The sequence below is a fragment of the Marinobacter caseinilyticus genome, assembly GCF_011074955.1.
GTDB classification, from domain to species: domain Bacteria; phylum Pseudomonadota; class Gammaproteobacteria; order Pseudomonadales; family Oleiphilaceae; genus Marinobacter; species Marinobacter caseinilyticus.
This window is the reverse complement of the sequence record NZ_WUQJ01000034.1, coordinates 206,321-229,761: the sequence shown is the minus strand read 5'-3', so window position 1 is coordinate 229,761 and position 23,441 is coordinate 206,321. Positions and strand designations below refer to the sequence as shown.

Genomic DNA, 23,441 nt, shown 5'->3' with positions numbered 1-23,441 from the left:
ATGGCATAAGCGCCTGGGCTTGCCCAATTTGATAATGGTCTGAAACCGCCTCTGCTTCGATCCCGTAAAACCTCATGGTGCCAAAGGGTTTGTCGGCATTTACCGAAGGATTCCGTGTTTAGGTGGCACCCTGACGATGCGCTCGGTAAAATGATCGCAACTTTGGCGCCCGAATGATGTTGCATTGCTACGGTGGCAGCCCCATTTAGGCCACAATGGAATTGGTCGACCACAATCGAACTGGCAGAAGGTAGTCTTCAACGTCCTATGGCATTGCTCACGCTGGGAATCAATCACCGCACCGCCCCCCTGGAGCTGCGGGAACGCGTTGCGTTTACGCCTGAGCGCATGGCGGAGGCGTTCGCTGCGTTGCGGGCGACTTCGGGTGCCAGTGAAGCGGCAATTCTGTCGACGTGCAATCGTACCGAAATTTACCTGGCGGGCGATGATGATTGCGCCTACACCGTCTTGCGCTGGTTATCAGGGTTTCATGGCCTTGATACCGCCGAACTTGAAAATGCCATGTATGTCCACCGGGATGCCGACGCGGTCAGGCACATGATGAGGGTGGCTTCGGGGTTGGACTCCATGGTGCTCGGGGAACCCCAGATTCTGGGGCAGCTCAAAGACGCCTACGCGCTGGCCCGAGATCACAACGCCAGCGGAACCTGTCTCTCACGCCTGTTTGAACAGAGTTTTACCGTCGCCAAGCGGGTACGTACGGAAACCGCCATCGGCGAGAACCCGGTGTCGGTGGCCTACGCCGCCGTCAGCATGGCCAACCATATTTTTTCCGACATGTCTCGCAATCGCGCCTTGTTGATCGGTGCCGGCCAGACCATTGAGTTGGTCGCACGCCACCTGGCCGATGCGGGGGTGACTCAGTTCCTGGTCGCCAACCGGACGCTTGAGCGAGCGCAGGCCCTGGCGGAAGCGCGCGGTGGTCGGGGCATCTTGCTGTCGGAAATACCCGGCGTGTTGGGGGATGTGGATATTGTGATCTCATCAACCGCGAGCCCGTTGCCTATTTTGGGCAAGGGCGCGGTGGAGCGAGCCTTGAAGGGACGCAAGCACCGGCCTTATTTCATGGTCGACATCGCGGTGCCGCGTGACATTGAGCCGGAAGTCGCTTCGCTGGCGGACGTGTTCCTCTATACCGTGGACGACCTGCGGCAGGTGATTGAAGAAAATGTACGTTCCCGTGAAGGCGCCGCCCGGGAAGCGGAAAATTTGATCAGCGCCGGGACCCAGACCTTTTTGTCTCAATTACGGGCGCTGGACGCTGTGGCCACCCTCAAACAGTTTCGGCAGCGGGCCGAATACCTGCGGGATATTGAAATCGAAAAAGCCCTGCGTACACTGCGCAACGGCGGCGACCCGGAAACCGTTCTGAGAAGTATGGGGCGCGGCATTACCAACAAACTGCTGCACGAACCCTCGATTCAGGTCCGCAAGGCGACCTCCGAGGGTCGGGTGGAAGTGACCCGCTGGCTGCGTGAGTTGCACCAGCTTGAGGTCCAGGAAGACGACGTTATTCCCACCACCCCGGAAAAATTATGAAAGCATCGATACAATCCAGGCTCGAACGACTGAACGATCGCTTCGACGAAGTCAGTGGCCTTTTGAGTGATCCGGGCGTGATCGCCGACCAAAATCAGTTCCGGGACCTGTCCCGTGAATTCGCTGAAATCGAGCCTGTGGTCCAGTGCTTCAGGGCCTGGCAGCAAACCTTGGCCGATATCCATGAGGCGGAAGAGTTGGCGCGAGATGGCGATGCCGACATGCGGGCCATGGCTGAGGATGAGCTCACCGAGGCGCGGTCAAAAAACGAAGCATTGGACGAAGAGCTTCAGCGGTTAATGCTGCCGAAAGACCCCAAAGACGGTAACAACGTGTTTCTGGAAATCCGGGCCGGGACCGGAGGGGATGAAGCGGCGTTATTTGCCGGTGACCTGTTCAAAATGTACCTGCGCTATGCTGAAACCCGGCGCTGGCAGGTTGAGGTCATCAGTGAGAGCCAGGGCGAGCATGGCGGCTACAAGGAATTAATCAGCCGGGTGTCCGGGGTGGGCGTGTACGGTGCCCTTAAGTTTGAATCCGGTGCCCATCGGGTTCAGCGTGTGCCGGAAACCGAATCCCAGGGCCGGATTCATACCTCGGCCTGCACCGTGGCGGTGATGCCCGAGGCCGATGAAGCCGAAGCCATTGAGATTAACAAAGGCGATTTGCGGGTGGATACCTTCAGAGCCTCCGGTGCCGGTGGCCAGCATGTGAACAAGACCGACTCGGCGATTCGCCTGACCCACCTGCCAACGGGCATCGTGGTGGAGTGCCAGGATGAGCGTTCCCAGCACAAGAACCGGGCCAGAGCCATGAGCCTGTTGCAGGCGCGCTTGCAGAATGCCGAAACTGAACGCCAGCAGCAAAGTCAGGCCGCAGCCCGCAAAAGTCTGGTGGGCAGTGGTGATCGCTCCGAGCGTATCCGCACCTATAACTTCCCCCAGGGCCGGGTGACGGATCACCGTATCAACCTGACACTCTACAAGCTGGACGAAGTGATTGGCGGCGACCTTAGCCCGGTGATCGGTCCCTTGCAGCAAGAACATCAGGCCGAGCTACTGGCCAGTCTGGCCGATGAGTGAGCCGTTACTGACCTGTGATGCCGCACTCAGAAAGGCCGCGGCGGACATTGACAGCGACTCACCCAGGCTGGATGCCGAATTACTGTTGGCCCGTGTGACCGGTTGGTCACGCACAGCATTTCGAGCCTGGCCGGAGCGGGCACTCAGTCCGGTCCAGCGCACTGAGTTTGAGGCGCTGGTGGCGCAACGCGCCGCGGGTCAGCCCATCGCCCATATTCTCGGCGAACAGGGTTTTTGGTCACTGTCGTTACAGGTCAACGAGGCCACACTGATTCCCCGTCCCGATACCGAGTGTCTGGTCGAGGCCGCCTTGGCGTTGCCGTTGACGGCGCAGGCGAGGGTGATGGATTTGGGCACGGGCACCGGCGCGATCGCCCTGGCATTGGCCAGTGAACGGCGGCATTGGCGGGTGCAGGCGACGGATGCGATACCGGAGGCGGTGGCCGTGGCCCGCGCCAACAACCAACGCCTGGGGTTGTCGGTCTCGGTATCGCAAAGCCACTGGTTTGAGAATCTGCCGCCGCAGCGTTTTGATTTGATTATTTCTAACCCGCCCTATATCGCCACAGAAGATCACCACCTGGGGTGCGGCGACGTGCGCTTTGAACCCGCTACGGCATTGGTGTCGGGGCGCGATGGCCTGGATGATCTGCGGATCATTGTAAATTCGGCACCGGAATGGTTGGTCCGGGGCGGCTGGCTGGTGGTGGAGCACGGCTTTGACCAGGCCGAACGAGTTCGAGCCCTGTTTGTGACAGCCGGATTCGACGCGATTGAAAGCCGGCAGGATTACGGCCAGCAGGATCGGTTGACCCTCGGCCGAAACCCTGGCCATCACTCTACGATACCAGGCAACGAAGGAGTCAACGACGATGCTCAGCGATGATGAGTTGATGCGCTATAGCCGCCAAATTCTGCTGCCGTCGTTCGATGTGGCGGGTCAGGCCAGGCTGAAAGCGGCCAGGGTGTTAATCATCGGTGCCGGAGGGCTGGGCTGCCCGGTTGCGCTCTACCTGGGCGCGGCGGGGGTGGGGCATTTGACGGTGGTCGACGATGACCAGGTAGAACTGGCCAATCTCCAGCGTCAGGTTGCGTTTGAACAGGCCGATCTCGGCACCGATAAGGCGACGAGTCTGGCGGCTCATGTCCAGCGCATCAACCCGGCCATATCGGTGACGGCCGTGGCTCAACGGTTGGAGGGCGATGAGCTTGCCCGGCACGTGGAAACTGCCGACCTGGTGGTCGACTGCAGCGATAACTTTGCCACCCGGTTTGCCATCAATCGCGCCTGCGTTGTGTCCCGGGTGCCGCTGGTGTCCGGTGCCGCCATCCGGGGCGAGGGCCAACTGTCGGTCTTCGACAGCCGCCAGGATTCGGCGCCCTGTTACCAGTGTCTCTACCCGGACCAGGGCAATGAAGAGCTGACCTGTTCGGAGGCCGGTGTCATCGGTCCGTTAGTCGGTATCGTCGGTGCTTGCCAGGCCATGGAGGCCATCAAATTGCTGTCGCATGTGGGTCAGCCGTTGGTTGGGCGCCTGCTGATCCTGGATGCTTGGCGCATGGAGTGGCGCGAACTGAAGCTGGCCCGCGATCCGGAATGCCCGGTTTGCCGGCCTGCGGATTCTTCCGACCGCTGAACCGGGATACCAGAGGTCTGATGTACTGGCGCGACCGGTTTGCGCCGCGAAAGAAAGGCCATCGCCGAGGCCGAGGGTCGCGACTGAACCCCTTAGTCTTGATCTCGCAGGTCCTGGAACTTCGCAATGGCCGCTTTCCGGCTCTCTTTCAGGTCCACGATGGGGCGCGGGTAGCCGTGGGGTATTACGCCACCGACCCAGGGTTGGTGAATGCGCTTCTTGTCCAGTTTTGCCAGCTCGGGTACAAAGTGCCGGATAAAGTCGCCGTTGGGGTCGAAACGTTCACTTTGGGTGGCTGGGTTAAACACCCGGAAGTAGGGCGCGGCGTCGGTTCCGGTCGATGCGCTCCATTGCCAGCCGCCGTTGTTGGACGCCAGAAATCCGTCGACCAGTTTTGACATGAAGTAGGCTTCGCCGAGTCGCCAGTCGATGAACAGGTTCTTGGTCAGGAACATTGCGGTAATCATGCGTAGCCGATTATGCATCCAGCCGGTTTGATTGAGCTGCCGCATGGCGGCGTCCACAATGGGAACGCCGGTACGACCCTCTTTCCACGCCTCAAAGTGATCGCCGGGGGTATTCCACGCCAACTTTTCCGTTTCGGCTTTAAAGGCCCGGTGCATGCTGATCCTCGGGAAGTGGAACAAAATGTTGATGTAAAAATCCCGCCAGGCAATTTCGGTAACCCAGGTAAAAAGCCCCTCATTTTCGCCGCCACCCGACAGCGCCTGCTGGCCAGCCAGCCAGCATTGCCGACCGGATAAAACGCCATTTGCCAGGTACGGTGATAACTGGCTGGTACCGTCAATGGCGGGAAAGTCCCGCTCTTTCTTATAGTGAACGGCACGCTCGTTGATGAACGCTTCCAGTCGGTGGTGAGCCGCGTCTTCGCCAATGGCCACGAGTGGCTCGGGCGCTTCGTCGTACCTGAAGACCGAGGTCGCCAACTGCGCGGCGGGCAGTTCACGGCCGACCGGATCGGGTACCGGGAACAGTGTTGGCATGGTGTCGTCCATCCACTGGCGCCAACGCCGGGAAAACGGTGTAAAAACAGAATAGGGCTCACCCTGCTGGGTTAAGATCGTGCCGACTGGCGCGGCCGTCTGGTCCCGGTACTTGTTCACCCGAACACCGGCCTCCACAAAGCGCGCGTGGATGACTTTGTCCCGCCGCCGTTCATTAATGCCGTACTCCTCGTTGAAGTGGAGGTGATCCACCTGCCGTTCCCGGCAATGGGCCAGTAATGCATCGACACTGTCGTCAAAGCGATCGGCATGGAGGAAATCCATCGGGATGCCCAGCTTGGCAAGGTCTCTTGCCAGGGCATTGGCATGGTCCACCACAAAACGGATGCGAGCGGGCGACCAGACGTGTTCCTTCCACTGGCCGGGCGTGAGCACAAAACACGCACGAACGGGGCTCCCCTGCTTACAGGCCGCCGTCAGGGCTGCGTTGTCGGCGGTGCGGAGATCGTTCCTGAACCAGACTAGTTGGGTCATTGGTTATCCTGTTGGGCAATTCAATAAAAATCACATACTTGTGTATTCGCGGGGGCTGGCGGATTGGATTATAGTGAAGCACAGATACTGCCAGTGACGACTTATCAGAGTAGGGTCAGGCGTGCGCATTACTGCGTATTGAGTGCAGTGATCCAGGGCACTCTAATGGCCCCCGCCCAGGGGCTATCAGAGTTGAAGCCAGGTTTTTTGTTCTTCGACAAAACAGGGAGATAAAACACTCACCGTGCCGGTAAACATGAACGACAGTGATGGACGTTGGAATCACGCATACGAGTTAGCGTCCGGACAAACGCAGTTGCACGAATTGAGTCAAACCCGCCTTTGGGTGACGCTGCTGGACAAAGAATGGCAAGTCCGCTCGGAGCCTCTGACGTCGAAAGGCGATCAGGTACGGTGGGCGCAATCCGTCAGCCATGTCCTGCCTGGGGGCGACGTCCAGCTACAGCGCTTTATTCGTCCGGATGAAGGCAACACCGTGGTGTACCTGCCGGTGCTGGCCAAGCGCCCCACGGTGATTCGCCCGTTTCAGCCGTTGACCATTCCCGCCGCGGGCGAGTGCACCATTTATGTTGGCACCCTGGTCTGGATGCGCCTCAATGTCGGCAATGTTGGTAACACTCTGGTGGAAATGCCGCTGGCTGTGCCATCACTGACCTGGGTTGGGCGGTCGACGATGGAAGGCGACCTGTGCTACTCCGCTCCCAGCTTTGCTCGTCTGGTGTTGGATGCTGTGCCCAAGCGCCCCTGGCGTGCGATCACTCCGGTCCGAATCTGCAATCGCCGGCCCGAGCCCTTGCTGTTAGAGCGGTTCAGTTTGCCGACACCACTGCTATCGTTGCACCAGAATACCAAAAATCAGCTTTGGACGCCGAAAGTGACCGTCATTTGTGAAACCGACATGAACTCAGCGCGTATCAAGATCGACCAGGATTTGATTCCTGAAGCGGGGCCTTGTCAGTTGATTACCAACGCCCACGAGAAACCCGAGCGGGCCGGCTTTATTCGTGCTTTCGACAGGATGTTTGGATGACCGCGCAATCGGAAATACAGGGGCAGCAGCGCCATGATTGAAATTGAAACCGCCGTGGTTGACGTTGTCACCGGTGTGGCCTGGAGCAGTTGGTTTCGGGCGGCGTTCCTGGTGGTGCTGGGGGGCTTTCTGGCGGTACTGAGCAGCCGGGGGATCACTCGGTTCATGCAGTCTCGTACCTCACTCCATCATACTGTCATGGTACGCCGGTTGGTGTTCTACGTGGTGCTGGCCGTGTTCATTGTGGCGGCGATGCGCGAAGCTGGGTTCGCGCCGGATGTTCTGCTTGGCGCTGCCGGCATTTTGACCGTAGCGATCGGGTTTGCCTCACAGACGTCGGCTTCGAACATGATTAGCGGTTTGTTCCTGCTGGTGGAGCGGCCGTTTGAAATCGGTAATGTTATCGAGGTTGAGGGCACCATTGGTGAGGTGATTGGCATTGATATGCTCAGCGTCAAACTCCGCACCCCGGACAATCTGTACGTGCGGATTCCCAATGAAACGCTGATCAAAGCCCGGGTCATTAACCGGTCCCGGTTTCCCATTCGGCGTCTGGATCTCAAAGTCGGTATTGCCTATCGCGAAGACATTGAACGCGTGGAGGCTCTGCTGCTTGCGTTGGCGGAGCAAAATCCGGCCTGTCTGGAAGAGCCCAAGCCGTTTGTGTTGGTCACGGACTTTGGGCCGTCGTCGGTGGATCTCCAGTTCTCGTTCTGGGTACCGTCCGACCGCATACTGGAAGGCCGCAGCGAGATGATGATCGGCATTAAAACGTTGCTGGACAATGAGGGTATCGAAATTCCATTCCCCCATACCAGCGTTTACGCCGGGAGCCGGTCGGAACCGTTCCGGGTTGAGCTACTAACCCCTGCACAAAAGGCAGAAGAGGAAGATACACATGCCAAATGACAAGGCTGACAATGATGTCGAACCGGTGATGGACCTGACCGATCGGGTTGCCCTTGGCTGGCGGGAATGGGTGGCTTTGCCGGAGCTGGACATAACCCGAATCAAAGCCAAAGTGGATACCGGCGCCAGGACATCCTGCCTGCACACCTTTCGCATGGAGCCCTATACCGATGCCGACGGGCTACCTCGAGTCCGGTTCTGGGTGCATCCGGTGCAGAACAATCTGCACGAGGTCATCGAGTGTGACGCGGCCGTCAAAGACGAACGCACCGTGTCGGATTCCGGCGGGCACAGAGAACAGCGTCTGGTCATCGAAACCACGCTGATTGTTGGCCACACGAAATGGCCCATTGAAATGACCCTGACCAACCGCGACTCCATGCGGTTTCGAATGCTGATCGGTCGCACCGCGATGGCCGGGCGCGGTTTCGTTCAACCAGAATCCTCTTACCTTGCCGGCGAACCGGCACTAAGGACACCCAAATGAAAATAGCCGTCCTGTCTCGGAATAAGTCTCTCTATTCCACCCGTCGTTTGGTTGAGGAGGGACTGAATCGAGGCCATGAAGTTCGTGTGGTCGACTGTCTCCACTGCTATATGAACATCACCTCCGCCAACCCCCAGATTCACTACCATGGTGAGACCCTGGACGACTTTGATGTGGTGATTCCTCGCATTGGGGCATCGGTAACTTTCTATGGTACGGCGGTCCTGCGCCAGTTCGAAATGATGGGTGTGTTCCCGGTGAATGAGTCCGTCGCCATCACGCGTGCCCGCGACAAATTGCGCTCATTGCAGTTGCTGGCTCGCAAGGGGCTGGGAATGCCGATTACCGGTTTTGCCAACAAGCCGGACAATGTGCCTGATCTGATTAAAATGGTGGGCGGTTCACCGGTGGTGATCAAGCTGCTGCAGGGCACTCAGGGCATAGGTGTGGTTTTGGCGGAAACCCGCAAAGCGGCCGAGAGTGTTATTGAGGCCTTTATGGGGCTTAAAGCCGACATTCTGGTTCAGGAATTTGTGAAAGAGGCGGGCGGGGCGGATATCCGCTGTTTTGTGATTGGAGACAAGGTCATCGCGGCCATGAAGCGCCAGGCGGCCGAAGGCGAGTTCCGCTCCAACCTGCATCGTGGCGGCACCGCCTCCCTGATTCGCATCACTCCGGAAGAGCGCCGAACGGCTATTGCGTCAGCGAAAGCCATGGGCCTGAACGTTGCGGGTGTGGACTTGTTGCGCTCCAGTCGCGGGCCATTGGTAATGGAGGTGAATTCCTCCCCCGGTCTGGAGGGCATTGAGGCTGCAACCGGCAAGAATGTGGCCGGCATGATCATCGACTGGACGGAGAAAAACCAGAAGCCCTGGAAAACCCGAACCAAAGGGAGAGGCTAAGGTGGCAAGAGCGTCGTTCCACATAGCCGGGGTAGAAGTAAAGCCTGGCAGCCGGCAGACGGTGGAAGTCCCGGTGGCCAAACTGTACACCCACACCCCGCTGCACATTCCGGTGGAAGTGGTGCATGGCCGTCGGAGTGGCCCGGTCATTCTGGTCTGTGCGGCCATTCATGGCGACGAAATCAACGGCGTGGAAATCATTCGCCGGGTGTTGCGTAATGCCTCCTTGCGCCACCTGCGCGGCACCCTGGTGGCGGTTCCGATCGTGAACATCTTCGGTTTTGTGCAACGCACCCGATACTTGCCCGACCGGCGGGATTTGAACCGCTGCTTCCCCGGCAGCGAGAGTGGCTCCCTCGGCGGTCGAATCGCGTACTTATTCCGCACTCAGATCATGGAAAATGTTACTCACATCATCGATCTGCATACCGGGGCAATTCATCGATTCAATCTGCCACAAATTCGTGCCGAACTGAAAAACCCTGAGACTGCCCGCATTGCGGAGGCTTTTGGTGCGCCGATCATACTGAACGCGAGTTTGCGCGAAGGCACCTTACGGGAATACGCCGATTCACTCGATATCCCGGTCATCACCTTTGAAGGTGGCGAAGCGCTGCGTTTTGACGATGTCGTGATTCAGAGCGGGGTGCGGGGGGTTATCCGGGTCATGCGAGCCTTGGATATGTTGCCGGCAAAAGCGACCCGCGGTAAACCGCCCAAGCGCTCAGAGGTGGCGGCCACGTCAACCTGGGTTCGAGCGGATATTGACGGCATCATGCGGCCGATTGCCCAATTGGGCCAGCGGGTGCGCAAAGGGCAAAAGTTGGCGGTGGTGGCGGACCCCTTCGGCGAAATGGAAAGTGTTATTACCACGCCTGTGTCCGGCATTGTGGTGGGTATGAACAACCTGCCGCTGGTCAACGAAGGTGAGGCCATTTACCACGTCGCCCGGTTTGACGAACTGGATGAAGCCGAGAAAGCGATGGATTATTTCCGTTCACGATTTGACCCGGAATCCACCGAGGCTGTCATGCCTGTTCACCCGTGGGACGACTTGCAGAAATAGACCGGAATGGGGCCTGTCGCAGGCTGGCGCTATCCGGCAGCCTGCGACAGGTCACTGAGGAGCATGCATCATGATCTGGGAACAAAAACTGATTGAGTTACCGCCATACCCACGAGGCTTTCACCCCATCACCAACCACATACTGTCCCAGGGGCCAGACCTGAAAAACTGCGAAGTTGGCCTCTTGCACCTGTTTCTCCAACATACGTCGGCGTCACTGGCCATTAATGAGAATGCCGACCCCGATGTCCGGGGAGACCTGGAGCGTCATTTCAACGTCATGGTGCCAGAGAACGCGCCTTACTACGCCCACACCACCGAAGGCCCGGACGACATGCCTGCCCACATTAAGAGCGTACTGATCGGTGCCTCGCTGACGGTTCCCATTTCCAACGGCCAGATGGCGCTTGGAACCTGGCAGGGTATCTACCTGGGCGAACACCGCGATCACGCCGACGGACGGCGTATTGTGGCAACACTGCAGGGGCGCTGGTAGTCCGGCCGGTTCGTGCCATCCGGTCAAGCGGGTGGCCGGTGCTCTGGCAGCGCGGTCGGGCACTATGCCGGCCCACCGCAGTTCGATAGAACCTCTGCGATACAACCCGCGACATGGATCAACACCTATGATCACCTGCTACCTCAATTACACCATCGATCCCTACAAAGTGGTGGAGTTCGAGCACTACGCCAAGCTTTGGATTCCCTTGGTCGAGAAGCTTGGCGGCCAGCATCATGGCTATTTTCTGCCCTCGGAAGGCGCAAACAATCGGGCGGTCGCTCTGTTTTCGTTTCCTTCGCTGGCCGCATACGAACAGTACCGTGAGGCCTCGTTTGCGGACCCAGGCTGTGTGTCCGCATTTCAGTATGCAAAGGACACCCGCTGTGTCGTGAGTTGCGAGCGAAGCTTCATGCGCCCAGTCTTTTCATGAGGGCCAGGCGCACGTCAGCGGCGGGGTTCGCGCTTGCGATACAAGCCGCTCGGTATGGCGCCGTGCGTAACGGAGTGTCGTTGCCCGTGACAAAATGAAACAGGAACTTCGGCGGAGCCGGTGGTTCTGGCCTGAAAAGTGCGTTATCTATAGCTCAAGGTGAACATTCTGTAAGGTTTTATGGTTTGTTGCCGCCCAGTGGGGAGCACCTTCCTTGCAGTGAAAGCTCGTATCGTTAGCAGCGCTAGTGACTCATTCGTACGTTTCAGGGGCCATGTCATGAATCGGCACTTCTTCAAAGAACTTTTAACCAGTCGGTTGTTGTTGCCGGTATTTCTCACCCTGGTGGTCGCGGGTGCAATTCAATTGATGTTTAGCCAGTGGCTGATCAATACCCAGGTTCACGCGCTGACCAGTGCGGTGGCAACGTCGTTGGAGTCGGGGCAAGCCCGTGTGGCAGATGACTTTTCAGCCGCCAGTTCGGATGTCCAGCAGCGTTTTGGCGTCATGCGAGAGCAAACCGCTGAGCGCTTATCGCAGCAGCTGGCCGAGCAATTGAACGAGCGTCAGCAACAGATAACGATCAACCTCAAGCAGGCGGTCATTGCAGAAGCTCAAGGGTTGGCGGATGCCCTGGCCGCTGTTGCCGCGCCAATGATATGGGATCGCGATGTTCCCAAACTGACCGGTTTGATCGAGTTGGTTGATGCCCGTGAATCGGTACTGTTTGCCGCCTATTACGACCAGTATGGCAAGCGCATGACCCGTTACGTCGACCGCACCGATGAGCGTGTCAAGGCGCTCATGGATGCGGGTGAAGGCCGCGGGGCGGTCGGTAAGGTGCTGGACGCGGCCAGCCGGGACCCCGACGTTGTGATCATAACGGCCGATATTGCTCCCCAGGGCTCGGTGATTGGTCAGTTAAAGCTGGGGCTTTCAACCCAGACCATCGCGGATGATATGAGGCAGCTTGAGCAGCAATTTGCCACTACGGTGAAGAACAGTGCCGAGGCGGTCAGCACGGTACTTGATCAGCAGACCGGTGAAGTCAGTCAACGTTTGCAGCAGCAACTGGCGGACATCAAGAGCACAACGCAAAGTGAAATTCAGACCACCGTCGAGAGCATCCAGAGTAAGGCGGACGGGCTTTCGGATAATCTGACGCTGTTCGCCATTCTTTCAAACCTGGGCTTGCTGGTGCTGATTGCCCTGGTACTGGGCGGTGGTGTGTTGGTCAAGGTGAATCGCCTGAATCGGGCCATTTGGGCGATTGCCGATGGTGAAGCTGATTTACGGAAACGGGTGAACCTGAAGGGCAACAATGAACTTACCCACATGGCGGCGGGCATGAATCAGTTTATTGCTCGCATTCAGTCGATGGTGAGCCAGGTGAACGTGGCGGCAAACACCGCGGCCGATCAGGCCCGGGCGCAAAATGCCGCCAGCCGTGAGGCGGTGAGTGCGGTCAATGCTCAGCAGCAGGAAATTGACCGGGTGTCGGGCCGGGTAGGCGACATGTCGGGCAGCATCAAGGCGGTCGCGAACAGTATTCAGCGAGTGGCCGAATCCGTGCAGAGTATTAACGCCGAAAGCAAAACCACGGCGGATATCTCCCGGGAAGCACGCGGTGGCCTGGACCTGATGGTGGCCGATGTGAACGATGCCGTGGCCGTGGTGAATGAGCTGAATAATCAGAGCCGTGAAATCGGGTCGGTGTTATCGGTGATCGGCGCGATCGCGGAGCAGACCAACTTGCTGGCCCTGAACGCTGCCATTGAGGCGGCCCGGGCGGGTGAGAGTGGTCGCGGGTTTGCGGTCGTGGCGGACGAAGTCAGGACACTGGCCAGCCGGACCCAGCAATCGACAACCGAAATCCAGGCGATTATTGATCGGTTGCAGGCGGGCAGCGAAAACGCCGTGACCACGATCAGCAAAGCTTCCAGCCGGGTCGTGGAATCCACCGAACGGTTCCGCTCCGCCGATGAGCACTTTGAGCAAATCAATGTGCTGCTGGCGAAGCTCCAGGAAAACGCGATGGAGATTTCTGCTTCGGCCGAAGAACAAAGCGCGCAGGCAAATCAAATCAGCGGCAATGTGCAGGCAATGGCGGAGTCCGCAGAATCCACCGTGATGGCGATCCGTCGTTCAGACAACGCCAGCCAGGCAATAGAGTCAGTGGTCCGCGAACTGCAAGAAGCGGCTGACCAGTTCAGTGTGTAGAGCAGCAACGCTCGTTGCACCGCGGGCAAGTCTGGTAAGGATGTGAGTCTATTTGCCGGTTTTGCATGCGTCATGATCGGAACGCGCGCTTCGACAAACCAGCCATCAGCAAAGCGAGTCATCATAAGCGTCTGCACGGCCTTCACTTGAGGGCGTGTCCTGTCGGCGGGCTCGTCTGCGCAAGCCCCCTGAGCCCGGTCGCGCACTGATAGTGGTCCGGCAGGGTAACCTGCCGGACCACGCTTCAACCTGCCCAGCCTGGCAGCGGGCCGGTTAACCCGTTACAGGTTGGCTTCCGCAAATTCCGCCAGCGCTGATCTCGGGACACCCTGTAAGTGAATATGGCCGCCATGGCGGAAGCCTTTGAAGCGTTCCGTCATGTAGGTCAGGCCCGAGCTCAGGCCGCTCAGGTAGGGCGTATCAATCTGGGCCAGGTTGCCCAGGCAGATCACTTTGGAGCCGTTGCCGGCGCGGGTGATGATGGTTTTGATCTGATGTGGCGTCAGGTTCTGCGATTCGTCGATGATGATCAGACTGTGCTGGAAGCTGCGCCCGCGGATGTAATTCAGAGATTTGAAGTGCAGGGGCACCTTGCTGAGGATGTAGTCCACGCTGGCGGTCATGTTCTCATCGTCCTCATGGAGCGCTTCGAGGTTATCGACGATGGCGCCCAACCAAGGCTCCATTTTCTCCGCCTCGGTGCCGGGCAGGAAACCGATGTCCTCGTCCAGTCCCTGGGTGCTGCGGGTCGCAATAATCCGTTTGTACTGTTTACTGGCCACGGTCATTTCAATGCAGGCCGCGAGGGCCAGTATGGTCTTACCGGAGCCGGCGGCACCCGTCAGGTTGACCAGGTGAACGTCCGGGTCGAGCAGCAAATTCATCGCCAGGGATTGATAGATGTCCCTGGGGACCAGGCCCCAGACCTCCTCACTCATCAAATCGCGCTGGTGCAGATCCTGCAAAACCAGCCGATCACCGTCAATGTCCACCACCTTGCCAACGAACCCCTGCTCGTCGATCACAAACTCGTTGATATTAAGACGGGCCAGCTCACCTTCCTTTTTCAGAATGTGTTCGGTGACACCCTCGCGTTGCACGGTTTCGACCTTGGCAATGTTGTCCCAGAAGGAGTTTGGAAACGTCTTGTAGCCGCGGGGCAGCAGATCGATATCGTCGATGAGCTGGTCGTTGTGGTAATCCTGAGCCTCAACGCCAAAACCACGGGCCTTCAAGCGCATGTTGATGTCTTTGCTGACCAGGATAATGTCGCGGGATTTATGGCGCTCCTGCAAGGCCGCGAGGTTGTTGATGATCTTGTTGTCGTTCAGGTGTTCCGGTAGGGAGTGGCTACCGGTGTGCTCGGTGCTCATCAGAATGGACAACGAGCCCAGAGCGGCGGCTTTTTTCGCGCGCACGATGGGGACGCCCCGCTCGATGTCCTTGGGTGTCGCATCGCCCAACAGCTTGTCGATGTTCCGAATGGCCTGACGACAGTCGGCCGCGACCGCCTGTTTGCCGGTTTTCAGACTGTCGAGTTCTTCAAGGACGGTCATCGGAATGATGACATCGTGTTCTTCAAAATTGAGGAGGGCGTTGGGGTCGTGAATCAGGACATTGGTGTCGAGGACGTACATTTTTTTCCGAGCTTGAGGTGCTCTTGGCATAGGGTTCGATACCTCTCTGGCGAATGGAACCTGTCAGGCGAACGTTACAGGCATGGCTGAGGCCGTGCCGGTTCAGTCACTATCAGTGAAGTCACTGTCGGCACAGCGCTGGCTCAGCGCCTGATCGGAAATTAACTTCAACATGTCGTACGTTGTTATTATTCCGGTGATCTTGCGGTCATTTGTAACGAAGATGCGGTGCAAGTGCTCCTTCATCATCACCTCCGCGATTTCGCGAACAGACGTCTTTTCGTCCACGCACAGCACAATGGGCGTCATGATATCGCGGACTTCAACGGGGACTTTGCTCATTTCCTCAAAAATGGCCATTCGCAGCCGACGGGCTTCCTGTTCCTCTTCCGGTGTCAGGTCTGACGCAGAAGACTCAGATCGACCGGCAGACCAGCGAAACTCAGTGATGTCTTTCAGGGTGGCGATGCCGACGATCTCGCCCTCATCATTGGTGACAGGGCTGCCGGTGATTTCATTGTCTGTGAGAAACCGGGCCAACCTGTCCATGGTCCATGATTGCGGCACAGCCTTAATGCTTGGGGTCATGATCTCGTAGGCTAGAACGGTCATGTCTTACGGTCCTGCTATGAAGCTCCTTGGTACTTGTGAGCTTAGCTTTTCCTGAAGTGATAGGAAACCTCCAGACGGAGTTATTCTGAAGTAGTTTGTTGTGTGTCCGCGGAGCTGCTGGGCACAACGCCAGTGAGAATGCCGTCGCTGTTAAATAGCAGTCTGTGGTTCTGGTATCGGGGCTTATGCGCTACTTTTTCGAGCTGTTGCATCGACTCGATGGGAATGTCGACCAGCAAGGAGTTAACCAGCCAACTGGGCAGGGCCCCGTTGGGGTCTGTGTGTTGTATCCAGATCATGTGCGTCTTGTCCCCGTCGGGGGTAAAACGATAAAACGTATCCGAGCGATCAACCCGGACGTACCGGGCTTCTTTCCCTCGGCGGGCGGGCACTGCATTGAGGTCCATAATCACCTCGCCGCTGGCTAAGTCGCCACGGGTGCGAATGCGGAGCACGTAATCGCGGTCGGTAACCGGCCATGGCATATTGTTGACTGAGTAGGCGTAACGGTCATGGAAATCGCCGTCGCCGAAACCGTAAGACTCAACACAACCGTAGACCCACTCCACGCAGGACTCCGGGTTGGTCATCACGGCCATCAGGTTGGCGAGCGGCGCATCCAGCAGGGCGTCTGCCTTGAAAGCGCGAAAGTCAGAATCGTCGCGTTCTATGGTGTAAATCTTGATTGCACCGGTCTGTTTTTTGAGCGACCACTCGGCATTCTCGCCGGGGAGTTGTGCGGAGGCGCTCATGGTGAAAAGCACCGATGCGACGGCCATTATCCATCCCGGAATTCGGTGGGTGTTGCACTTCAGCATGCGCTAAACTCCCTGAAACTCTTGGTCGCATTCGGCTGGAATCCCTGCCGACAGTGAAAAATCGGAGCCGAGTTTACCATGATTCCCCAGCTCGCAATGCGGCCTACGCAGCAGTTTGTGAACTGGGTGATCATCGATTTGATGGGTTTCGGCGGTTGGCCTGAGATGACACCCCGCAGGTTCGGAAATTACGTAGGGAGATGCATGAAGACACTGATAGACGATCATGGGAAGGTTCGGCTGGGGCTTCATGCGGACCCGGTTGACCGAATCAACTACCAGGACTTTGACTTACGCACCGTGATGGATAAGCGCCGTTCACGGCTGGCTCGTCAGTGGCGGTTCAACCGATTTCAATTCGTTAGCGCGATGGGGCCGGATTGGTTGTTTGGTCTTGCCATTGTTGACCTCCGGCTGGTGAGTTCGGCGTTTTTTTACCTCTATGACTTTCGCACTGGGGGCCTGCTCGAACACAGCCTGTTGCAGCCGTTCGCTCGCCGTACCCGCTTTGACCCGCTGCCGGAAGTGGGGGAGGTGTCATTTAATCAAGGCCTGACTCACATGGCCATTCTGCCCCAAGAGACGGGACGGCAGGTGGTGGTTGAGAGTCCGCAGGTGCAGGCCCGATTTCATCTGACCGACGATCGCGACCCGCTCCGGCTGGCCTGTGCGGCCGGTTATAATGGCTGGGTGTTCACTCGGAAATCGGCAGGTTTACCGGTGTCCGGCGAGGTGCGCTGGGACGACACGGTGTGGCGCTGCGATGATACCATGCGAGCTTCAATCGACTGGAGTTGTGGCTTCATGCGACGTGAAACGGCCTGGAATTGGGCATGCCTGGCGGGAAAACTGTCAGATGGACGGTCTGTAGGGCTGAACCTGGCGTCCGGAGTCAACGAAACCGGCATCACCGAAAATGCGCTCTGGTTCGATGGCAAATGCCTGAAACTGGACCTGGCGCAATTTGAGTTCAACCGTTACGCACCGGGCGACGCCTGGGGAGTGACAACCTCCGATGGGCGGGTCCACCTGCGATTTGTGCCGTCCGGGGTCCGCCGAGAGCGCTTGAACGTGGGGATTCTGGCATCGAATTTCCGTCAGTATGCAGGCACGTTCGAGGGTAACATTGTGGATGAGTCGGGCGCGACGGTATCGGTGACGGGGCTGCGGGGGTTGATAGAAGATCATTTTGCGCGCTGGTAGCGCAACTTTGGCGGTGGCACGTGTGTGTGACACTTGAAGGCCGGCGCCGAATGGCGGGCGCTGCAGGCATTGCAACAACACCCGCCATGCGTGCCGTCGTCAATGCTCGGGCAGGGTGACGTTCAACTCCAGCACCGAGCAGTTTTCATTACGGTCAAGCTCGACCTGAATCATATCGTCGTCTATCTCAACGTATTTTCGGATCACTGCCAACAGCTCCTGCTGCAATTGCGGTAGGTAATCAGGCTGATCACGCTGCCCGCGTTCGTGCGCCACAATGATCTGCAGGCGCTCCTTGGCAACGCTCGCAGAAGGATTTTTCTTACTTTTAAAGTAATCGAAGAAACTCATCCGTCATCACCCCTTGAACATCCGTGAGAAGAAGCCCTTCTTCTGCGCCGTCATGAAACGGTGCTCTCGCTCCTCCCCCAACAGACGGGCGACGGCATCCTCATAGGCCTGACCGGCATCGCTGTCGTCCTCCAGAATGACGGGTATGCCCTGGTTTGAGGAGTTAAGAACAATCTGTGACTCCGGGATAACGCCGAGCAACGGAATGGCCAATATTTCTTCCACATCCATCACCGACAGCATTTCACCGCGCTCAACGCGTTGAGGGTTGTAGCGGGTGAGGAGAAGGTGCTCTTTCACCGGGTCCTGGCCGAGTTCCGCACGTCGGGACTTGCTCTGCAGGATACCGAGAATTCGGTCGGAGTCGCGCACCGATGAGACTTCCGGATTGGTCACTACCACCGCTTCATCGGCGTAGTAAAGTGCCATTAGGGCGCCGTGTTCAATGCCAGCGGGGGAGTCACACACAATGTAATCAAAGGTCTCTGACAGCTCGTTGATGATTTTCTCAACGCCTTCCCGGGTCAGGGCCTCTTTTTCGCGGGTCTGGGACGCGGGCAGGATGTAAAGCGTATTCACTCGTTTGTCGCGAATCAGTGCCTGGTTCAGAGTGGCTTCGCCCTGGATGACATTGACGAAGTCGTACACCACTCTGCGTTCGCAGTTCATGATGAGGTCCAGGTTGCGCAGGCCAACATCGAAATCAATGACCACGGTTTTATGGCCTCTGCGAGCCAGGCCAGTGCTGATTGATGCGCTGGTTGTGGTTTTGCCAACGCCACCCTTTCCGGAGGTAACGACAATGATTTTAGCCAAGGTAGCCGTCCTGTTTACTGTGGTTTAGGCCGTATGCCCCAGGTGGCGCAAACGGTCATTGGGTGAGGATTTGTCAGGCCTTGTCCAACGACATGACCACTAGCTGGTCGTCCTTGAGCTGGATGTGCACCGCCGATTTCCAGCCGTGGTCCTGAATGTCCTCGGAGATTTTATAGTGTCCTGCGATGGAGACAAGCTCCGCTTCCAGTGACTGGCAAAATACCCGGGCCGATTCCAGACCGTGGACACCCGCCAGTGCCCGCCCCCTAAGAGGACCGTAGACGTGGATGTTACCTGCCGCCAGTACTTCGGCACCAGCCTGAACCGGGGCGAGAATGATTAAATCGCCTTCAGGCGCGTAAACCTGCTGACCGGAGCGTACCGTCTGATTGATGATTTTTGCGGCCACCGGGCCCTGAAACGCTTCCGTTGTGGGTGCCATATCGGCCTCAGGCGATGCTGCCGCCGGTTCCGTGACGGACTCCTCGCGCCTGGCGCTGGCTGGCAACAGGGCAAGGGATGCGTTGCGGGCGAGCCGCCGCTGGTCGTCATTACCGCCGCGAACCCCCGCCACATGAATGTTGTGCCGGCGACAAATACCGATAATCTGGAAAAAATCCAGCTCTGAGGTGAGGCCCTCGTATTTTTCGAGACTGACGATTAACGGAATATCCCTGAAAAAACCCGGTGCCTGCCGGATTTTGTCTCGTAAAGTGTCCTCAAACGGACCGATTTCAAAGTAGTGCAGCTCCAGGGCGGTCAGGGAAACGGTCGCCCCCTTGAGCTGAAAACAAGGTCGAGCCCCTGCAGTCGCAGTGTCGGTCATGGTGTTGTTTGTTCCTCTGGATTGTCTGCCATCCCCGGAGGCTTGGGCCTCAGGGGTGATGCGTCAAAATGGATGCCAGACCAGCCGGTACCGATAAATTGGCGAATATTACCATGCGCGGTGCCAGCAGGTTCGTCCAGAACCTCGCGATAGTGGCGGCCGAAACATTGCAGGGCCTGAGTTTCGGTCAGGTTGCAGTGCTGTGCCAGCGCGAACAGTTTACAGGAACCTTCGTTGTCCCCAGCAGCATTCATCAGTGGGCCGTTGCGAAAGGCCGTGGGCGTGTATTCGAAAAACCGCTGGACCAGAGCCATGGTATCTTCAAAATCGGCATGCCCTGCGCTGAGTGAGGCCAGGTGAATCTGCACTGCACGAGTGACCGTCATGACGCATTCGGATCTTTGTGGGGCTGCTTTTCACCGGTTTGATACTGCGCTTTCCAGTCTTCATAGGGCATGCCGTAGACCCGTTCGCGGGCAGCCGGGTCTGACAGTTCGATACCCCGATCCTGTGCCTCGGCACGGTACCATTTGGACAGGCAGTTGCGACAAAATCCCGCGAGATTCATCAGGTCAAGATTTTGCACTTCGGTGTGTGTCTGCAAATGTCTGACCAGGCGTCGAAAAGCGGCGGCTTCGATTTCGGTTTGGGTTTGTTCGGGTATGGGCTGAGTCATGGTATCTCACATAGTATGGTGGACGATCCTGACATTCTCTGCATGTTACCGTAAGATACAAGGCTGTATGAATGTACAGTTTGGCTATGCGACCAGCTAAGTGTATCCAGAGGCCCTGATTCACCATGACCCAGCGCAAGATCATTCACATTGACTGTGACTGCTTTTACGCCGCCGTCGAGATGCTTGACGACCCCTCGCTTCGTCATCTTCCGCTGGCGGTTGGCGGTGCTGGCGGGCGTGGTGTGGTCGCAACCTGCAATTACCGGGCGCGGGAATTCGGGGTGCGATCGGCGATGCCGGGGAGTGAGGCCCGCCGTCGGTGTCCGGATCTGGTGACGGTGCCACCCAATATGGCTCGCTATCGGGAAGTGTCACAAAAAGTGATGGCAATTTTTCGGGATTTGACCGATCAAGTGGAGCCACTGTCACTGGATGAAGCGTTTCTCGACGTCAGTGATGTCACGGAACATCACGGCAGCGCCACCCTGATGGCGGAGTATCTGCGCAAACGGGTTCAGGCAGAGGTCGGTATTACGGTCTCGGCCGGGGTAGCGTCGAACAAATTTCTCGCCAAAATTGCCAGCGACTGGCACAAACCTGACGGTATGTTCGTCATTAGACCGGATCAGATTGAAGCCTTTGTCCGCCAATTGCCAGTTGAGAAGTTGTTTGGGGTGGGGCAGGTGACCGCCGCCAAATTGCACGCCATGAACATTCGCAACTGTGGTGATCTGGCGCAGGTCCGCCCCGAAATGCTGGTGGATCAGTTCGGGCGCCAAGGCATGAGACTGCACCTGATGGCCCAGGGCGAAGACGATCGCCCAGTGGTTGTTACCCGCAATGCCAAATCGGTCAGCGTCGAGCGCACATTTTCGACAGACCTGCCGGATAAAACCGCCTGTGAGGCGGTGATGGCAAATCTGGTGGACGACCTGAACAAACGTTTGGCTCGCAAGGGCCGTCAGAAGCCCATCCACAAACTGTTCATAAAAATTCGCTACAGCGACTTTTCGACCCACACATTAGAGCGGGTGCGGGATCACATCCGCGAGCCCGCCCTTGATGATTTCGCGCCGTTGTTGAATGAGCTGGTCACCAACAGTGAACGCCCGGTCCGATTGTTGGGGCTGGGTGTTCGGTTTCGCAACGATGAAGCCCCCGTTACGCAATTGAGGTTATTTGACTGACAGTCCGGGGGGCGCTGGACATGCAGCGGCTTGAAGAAAGGGGTGGTTGGCTGCGCTGGCGGGCGGTTTTGTGAAGCCGCCGTGGCCGCGGACATTGCCGGCCAGAGCGAAGTAAAACCACGTTGGCACGGTATTATAAGATCAGACCGGCAAATTCATCCGCGAGAGTGCAGGCCGCCAACAAACCGAGGCCGCCGCCAATCACCGCCCCTGCCACAACATCGCTTGGGTAGTGCAGGCCGAGAATCACCCGAGACGCCGCCACGCTCAGGGTAAACGGCAGTAATACCAACGCCAGCGTGGGTGCCAGAACGGCGAGCACGGTATTGAAGCAGACGGCATGGAGGGTATGGCCGGATGGAAAACTGTAGCGGTCCAGCGGCGGCGTGCCACAGTTAATCGAGGGAAAGGAGATGAAGGGCCGTTCCCGGATCAGCCGGCGTTTCAGCAGCTTGTAGGTCAGTGTGCAGATCAGTCCGGTCGTTGCCATCAGCAGCGCAATGGCCAGCCCATCCGTGGGGCGCAGCAGGGGCATGGCCAGAATCAGTGCATACCAGAACCAGCCATCGCCGAGGCGACTGACCACCTGGAAGTAACCGTGCAGTGGCCGAAAGCGCAGCGATCGGTTGATGGCCTGACAAAAGGCAAATTCGCGTTGGTCTACCTGGTTAAAGAAGCGAGAGGCTTTGGTTGACGACATGGCATTTGGCCTTGTGTGGGGTGTGAAGTACCAGTTGCTCAAACTGTTCAATTTGCAGCGTCCAGTTTAAATCCAGCGCATCCAGCCGCGCTTGTGCTCGAATCCGACTCATCAGGGTGGGTTGATCCATCAGTTTCAGAGCGCTGTCGATGTAGCCGGTGTCGTTCGTCAGCGCTGACTTCATGCCGTTTTCTTCATGACGAATGTGCTCACTGGCCGCACCATCGTCATAGGCCACGACAGCCAGACCGCTGGCCATGGCCTCTGTAACTACGTTGCCAAATGTGTCGGTCTTGCTGGGAAATAGAAACAGATCGCCAGAGGCAAAGTGGCGTGCAAGGGCTTCGCCGTGCTGGACGCCACAAAAAATAGTATCCGGGTGGCGTTCGGCAAGGCGTACCTGCAGTGGGCCGTTGCCAACCAGCACCAACCGGGCGCGCGGGTGTAAGCTGCGCAGGCGCTCAAAGCAGGCGACCGCCATTTGCAGGTTTTTCTCTGGGGCAAGCCTGCCGACATAAAGCACGGCGATGTCATTCGGCGTGAGGCCCCAGGTGGCGCGTAAGTGAGGGTCTCGTTTATGGGGCGTGAAACGACTGCAATCCACACCCCGGCTCCAGATGCCGGTCGGTTTTATGCCCATGGTGCTGAGGCTCTGCGCCATCCGGCGGGTTGGAACCAGGGTGATGGCGGTTCGGTTGTGGAACCAGCGGCCGTAGCTGCACAGCAGCGATTCCAGAAAGCCCGCGCCGTAGTACTGGCTGTAGCTGTGAAAGTTGGTATGAAAGCCGGAGCTGACGGGAATGCCCAGGCGTCGAGCCGCAGTTACGGCGGCGATGCCCAGCGGACCCTGGGTGGCAACGTAAATGGCGTCGGGGCGATGTCGCCGCCAGAGCTTTCTCAGCACCGCGGCCCGCGCCAGGCCGAAGCGCAGGTCCGGGTAACCCGGCAGTGGAAAGCCCGGAACGATGAGTTCGTCAGAAAACAGGCCGTGGCCGGCACCAGCAATCACCCCGCTGTCCTCTCGCCGCTGCCGTGGGCGGACGACCGACACCCTATGACCCCGATGCATCAGACCCTGGCACAGGTAGCGTAATGTGTTTGCCACACCGTTGATTTCCGGGGCAAAGGTTTCAGTAACGATGGCGATATGCTGACGACTGATCGGCGTCTGTGTGGTTTGTGTCATGGCCGTTCCCGTGCTGGATGAATCCCGCCGAGGGGGTTACTCTCTGTGCTCGTCATCTGTGCTTGGCCTCAGGTTCGTGAGCCC

General features: G+C 58.0%; 25 protein-coding genes. 14 read left to right on the top strand and 11 right to left on the bottom strand.

From position 1 onward, the window contains the following. The first annotated feature begins 267 nt into the window (after positions 1-267). From hemA to GRX64_RS17715, 4 genes are read left to right on the top strand one after another with little or no spacing between them, the layout of a single operon-like run. Positions 268-1,560 carry a glutamyl-tRNA reductase gene (gene hemA, locus GRX64_RS17730; RefSeq protein WP_166269190.1) on the top strand — a complete coding sequence of 431 codons (1,293 nt, stop codon included), beginning with the start codon at positions 268-270 and terminating at the stop codon, positions 1,558-1,560. Continuing rightward, positions 1,557-2,642: a peptide chain release factor 1 gene (prfA, locus tag GRX64_RS17725; RefSeq protein WP_166269188.1), complete on the top strand. Its 1,086-nt coding sequence runs from the start codon at positions 1,557-1,559 to the stop codon at positions 2,640-2,642. The genes hemA and prfA overlap by 4 nt, the downstream gene beginning before the upstream one ends. Then, complete coding sequence (gene prmC, locus GRX64_RS17720; RefSeq protein WP_166269186.1) at positions 2,635-3,528, top strand: peptide chain release factor N(5)-glutamine methyltransferase; 894 nt, start codon at positions 2,635-2,637, stop codon at positions 3,526-3,528. The genes prfA and prmC overlap by 8 nt, the downstream gene beginning before the upstream one ends. Further along, a complete protein-coding gene (locus GRX64_RS17715) occupies positions 3,515-4,279 on the top strand; it encodes a HesA/MoeB/ThiF family protein (RefSeq protein ID WP_166269184.1) in 765 nt (254 codons plus the stop codon). Before prmC ends, GRX64_RS17715 begins: the two co-directional genes overlap by 14 nt. A 92-nt stretch (positions 4,280-4,371) precedes the next feature. Here GRX64_RS17715 and phrB read toward each other — a convergent pair whose 3' ends face one another. Next, the gene (gene phrB / locus GRX64_RS17710) at positions 4,372-5,778 is read right to left on the bottom strand and encodes a deoxyribodipyrimidine photo-lyase (protein WP_166269182.1); all 1,407 of its coding nucleotides are present in this window, start codon (positions 5,776-5,778) and stop codon (positions 4,372-4,374) included. Between the two features lie 256 nt (positions 5,779-6,034). On the opposite strand from phrB, the gene GRX64_RS17705 reads away from it, so the two are divergent. From GRX64_RS17705 to GRX64_RS17670, 8 genes are all read left to right on the top strand, one after another. Further along, a complete protein-coding gene (locus GRX64_RS17705) occupies positions 6,035-6,829 on the top strand; it encodes a hypothetical protein (protein WP_166269180.1) in 795 nt (264 codons plus the stop codon). Positions 6,830-6,862: 33 nt separating this feature from the next. Further along, positions 6,863-7,738: a mechanosensitive ion channel family protein gene (locus GRX64_RS17700; RefSeq protein ID WP_166269178.1), complete on the top strand. Its 876-nt coding sequence runs from the start codon at positions 6,863-6,865 to the stop codon at positions 7,736-7,738. Next, a complete protein-coding gene (locus GRX64_RS17695; protein WP_166269176.1) occupies positions 7,728-8,225 on the top strand; it encodes an ATP-dependent zinc protease family protein in 498 nt (165 codons plus the stop codon). Before GRX64_RS17700 ends, GRX64_RS17695 begins: the two co-directional genes overlap by 11 nt. After that, positions 8,222-9,127, top strand: a complete 906-nt coding sequence (gene rimK, locus GRX64_RS17690) for a 30S ribosomal protein S6--L-glutamate ligase (RefSeq protein WP_166269174.1) — start codon at positions 8,222-8,224, stop codon at positions 9,125-9,127. Before GRX64_RS17695 ends, rimK begins: the two co-directional genes overlap by 4 nt. Position 9,128: 1 nt before the next feature. Further along, positions 9,129-10,193 carry a succinylglutamate desuccinylase/aspartoacylase family protein gene (locus GRX64_RS17685; RefSeq protein ID WP_166269172.1) on the top strand — a complete coding sequence of 355 codons (1,065 nt, stop codon included), beginning with the start codon at positions 9,129-9,131 and terminating at the stop codon, positions 10,191-10,193. Between the two features lie 70 nt (positions 10,194-10,263). After that, positions 10,264-10,689 (top strand): secondary thiamine-phosphate synthase enzyme YjbQ, encoded by a 426-nt coding sequence (locus GRX64_RS17680; protein WP_166269170.1) that lies wholly within the window; start codon positions 10,264-10,266, stop codon positions 10,687-10,689. Positions 10,690-10,816: 127 nt separating this feature from the next. Beyond that, positions 10,817-11,122: an NIPSNAP family protein gene (locus GRX64_RS17675; protein ID WP_166269168.1), complete on the top strand. Its 306-nt coding sequence runs from the start codon at positions 10,817-10,819 to the stop codon at positions 11,120-11,122. A gap of 279 nt (positions 11,123-11,401) precedes the next feature. Next, on the top strand, positions 11,402-13,342 hold the full coding sequence (locus GRX64_RS17670; RefSeq protein WP_166269166.1) for a methyl-accepting chemotaxis protein: 1,941 nt from the start codon (positions 11,402-11,404) through the stop codon (positions 13,340-13,342). Between the two features lie 281 nt (positions 13,343-13,623). On the opposite strand, the gene GRX64_RS17665 is transcribed toward GRX64_RS17670, so the two are convergent. From GRX64_RS17665 to GRX64_RS17655, 3 genes are all read right to left on the bottom strand, one after another. Then, positions 13,624-15,009 (bottom strand): PhoH family protein, encoded by a 1,386-nt coding sequence (locus GRX64_RS17665; protein ID WP_207308830.1) that lies wholly within the window; start codon positions 15,007-15,009, stop codon positions 13,624-13,626. Between the two features lie 72 nt (positions 15,010-15,081). Beyond that, positions 15,082-15,591 (bottom strand): CBS domain-containing protein, encoded by a 510-nt coding sequence (locus tag GRX64_RS17660; RefSeq protein ID WP_166269162.1) that lies wholly within the window; start codon positions 15,589-15,591, stop codon positions 15,082-15,084. Positions 15,592-15,671: 80 nt separating this feature from the next. Further along, the gene (locus tag GRX64_RS17655) at positions 15,672-16,409 is read right to left on the bottom strand and encodes an START domain-containing protein (protein WP_166269160.1); all 738 of its coding nucleotides are present in this window, start codon (positions 16,407-16,409) and stop codon (positions 15,672-15,674) included. A gap of 204 nt (positions 16,410-16,613) precedes the next feature. Here GRX64_RS17655 and GRX64_RS17650 point away from each other — a divergent pair, with 204 nt between their 5' ends. Next, entirely contained in the window at positions 16,614-17,612 is a 999-nt protein-coding gene (locus GRX64_RS17650; RefSeq protein ID WP_166269158.1) for a DUF2804 domain-containing protein, read from the top strand. A gap of 99 nt (positions 17,613-17,711) precedes the next feature. Here the strand turns inward: GRX64_RS17650 and minE are convergent, their stop codons facing one another. The 5 genes from minE to GRX64_RS17625 form a co-directional block, all read right to left on the bottom strand. Then, positions 17,712-17,963: a cell division topological specificity factor MinE gene (gene minE, locus GRX64_RS17645; RefSeq protein ID WP_166269156.1), complete on the bottom strand. Its 252-nt coding sequence runs from the start codon at positions 17,961-17,963 to the stop codon at positions 17,712-17,714. A gap of 6 nt (positions 17,964-17,969) precedes the next feature. Next, positions 17,970-18,779 carry a septum site-determining protein MinD gene (minD, locus tag GRX64_RS17640; protein ID WP_166269154.1) on the bottom strand — a complete coding sequence of 270 codons (810 nt, stop codon included), beginning with the start codon at positions 18,777-18,779 and terminating at the stop codon, positions 17,970-17,972. A 73-nt stretch (positions 18,780-18,852) separates the two neighbouring features. Beyond that, a complete protein-coding gene (minC, locus tag GRX64_RS17635; protein WP_166269152.1) occupies positions 18,853-19,605 on the bottom strand; it encodes a septum site-determining protein MinC in 753 nt (250 codons plus the stop codon). Beyond that, entirely contained in the window at positions 19,602-19,991 is a 390-nt protein-coding gene (locus GRX64_RS17630; protein ID WP_166269150.1) for a HopJ type III effector protein, read from the bottom strand. Before GRX64_RS17630 ends, minC begins: the two co-directional genes overlap by 4 nt. Next, positions 19,988-20,281, bottom strand: a complete 294-nt coding sequence (locus GRX64_RS17625) for a DUF1244 domain-containing protein (RefSeq protein WP_166269148.1) — start codon at positions 20,279-20,281, stop codon at positions 19,988-19,990. The genes GRX64_RS17630 and GRX64_RS17625 overlap by 4 nt, the downstream gene beginning before the upstream one ends. A gap of 125 nt (positions 20,282-20,406) precedes the next feature. Between GRX64_RS17625 and dinB the strand changes: the two genes are divergently transcribed. Continuing rightward, positions 20,407-21,471, top strand: a complete 1,065-nt coding sequence (gene dinB, locus GRX64_RS17620) for a DNA polymerase IV (RefSeq protein WP_166269146.1) — start codon at positions 20,407-20,409, stop codon at positions 21,469-21,471. Positions 21,472-21,604: 133 nt separating this feature from the next. On the opposite strand, the gene GRX64_RS17615 is transcribed toward dinB, so the two are convergent. After that, complete coding sequence (locus tag GRX64_RS17615) at positions 21,605-22,171, bottom strand: phosphatase PAP2 family protein (RefSeq protein WP_166269144.1); 567 nt, start codon at positions 22,169-22,171, stop codon at positions 21,605-21,607. After that, positions 22,140-23,357, bottom strand: coding sequence for a glycosyltransferase family 4 protein (locus tag GRX64_RS17610; RefSeq protein WP_166269142.1), 1,218 nt, complete (start codon positions 23,355-23,357; stop codon positions 22,140-22,142). Before GRX64_RS17610 ends, GRX64_RS17615 begins: the two co-directional genes overlap by 32 nt. Positions 23,358-23,441: the final 84 nt, after the last annotated feature.

Coding starts and splice junctions, on each gene's coding strand:
- GRX64_RS17695 (WP_166269176.1), top strand. CDS start 7,728: ATGCCAAATGACAAGGCTGACAATGATGTCGAACCGGTGATGGACCTG.
- GRX64_RS17665 (WP_207308830.1), bottom strand. CDS start 15,009: ATGCCAAGAGCACCTCAAGCTCGGAAAAAAATGTACGTCCTCGACACC.
- dinB (WP_166269146.1), top strand. CDS start 20,407: ATGACCCAGCGCAAGATCATTCACATTGACTGTGACTGCTTTTACGCC.
- GRX64_RS17675 (WP_166269168.1), top strand. CDS start 10,817: ATGATCACCTGCTACCTCAATTACACCATCGATCCCTACAAAGTGGTG.
- GRX64_RS17670 (WP_166269166.1), top strand. CDS start 11,402: ATGAATCGGCACTTCTTCAAAGAACTTTTAACCAGTCGGTTGTTGTTG.
- minE (WP_166269156.1), bottom strand. CDS start 17,963: ATGAGTTTCTTCGATTACTTTAAAAGTAAGAAAAATCCTTCTGCGAGC.
- rimK (WP_166269174.1), top strand. CDS start 8,222: ATGAAAATAGCCGTCCTGTCTCGGAATAAGTCTCTCTATTCCACCCGT.
- GRX64_RS17680 (WP_166269170.1), top strand. CDS start 10,264: ATGATCTGGGAACAAAAACTGATTGAGTTACCGCCATACCCACGAGGC.
- GRX64_RS17650 (WP_166269158.1), top strand. CDS start 16,614: ATGAAGACACTGATAGACGATCATGGGAAGGTTCGGCTGGGGCTTCAT.
- minC (WP_166269152.1), bottom strand. CDS start 19,605: ATGACCGACACTGCGACTGCAGGGGCTCGACCTTGTTTTCAGCTCAAG.
- GRX64_RS17660 (WP_166269162.1), bottom strand. CDS start 15,591: ATGACCGTTCTAGCCTACGAGATCATGACCCCAAGCATTAAGGCTGTG.
- GRX64_RS17625 (WP_166269148.1), bottom strand. CDS start 20,281: ATGACTCAGCCCATACCCGAACAAACCCAAACCGAAATCGAAGCCGCC.
- GRX64_RS17700 (WP_166269178.1), top strand. CDS start 6,863: ATGATTGAAATTGAAACCGCCGTGGTTGACGTTGTCACCGGTGTGGCC.
- GRX64_RS17630 (WP_166269150.1), bottom strand. CDS start 19,991: ATGACGGTCACTCGTGCAGTGCAGATTCACCTGGCCTCACTCAGCGCA.
- phrB (WP_166269182.1), bottom strand. CDS start 5,778: ATGACCCAACTAGTCTGGTTCAGGAACGATCTCCGCACCGCCGACAAC.
- GRX64_RS17715 (WP_166269184.1), top strand. CDS start 3,515: ATGCTCAGCGATGATGAGTTGATGCGCTATAGCCGCCAAATTCTGCTG.
- prfA (WP_166269188.1), top strand. CDS start 1,557: ATGAAAGCATCGATACAATCCAGGCTCGAACGACTGAACGATCGCTTC.
- GRX64_RS17610 (WP_166269142.1), bottom strand. CDS start 23,357: ATGACACAAACCACACAGACGCCGATCAGTCGTCAGCATATCGCCATC.
- GRX64_RS17655 (WP_166269160.1), bottom strand. CDS start 16,409: ATGCTGAAGTGCAACACCCACCGAATTCCGGGATGGATAATGGCCGTC.
- GRX64_RS17615 (WP_166269144.1), bottom strand. CDS start 22,171: ATGTCGTCAACCAAAGCCTCTCGCTTCTTTAACCAGGTAGACCAACGC.
- GRX64_RS17705 (WP_166269180.1), top strand. CDS start 6,035: ATGAACGACAGTGATGGACGTTGGAATCACGCATACGAGTTAGCGTCC.
- prmC (WP_166269186.1), top strand. CDS start 2,635: ATGAGTGAGCCGTTACTGACCTGTGATGCCGCACTCAGAAAGGCCGCG.
- hemA (WP_166269190.1), top strand. CDS start 268: ATGGCATTGCTCACGCTGGGAATCAATCACCGCACCGCCCCCCTGGAG.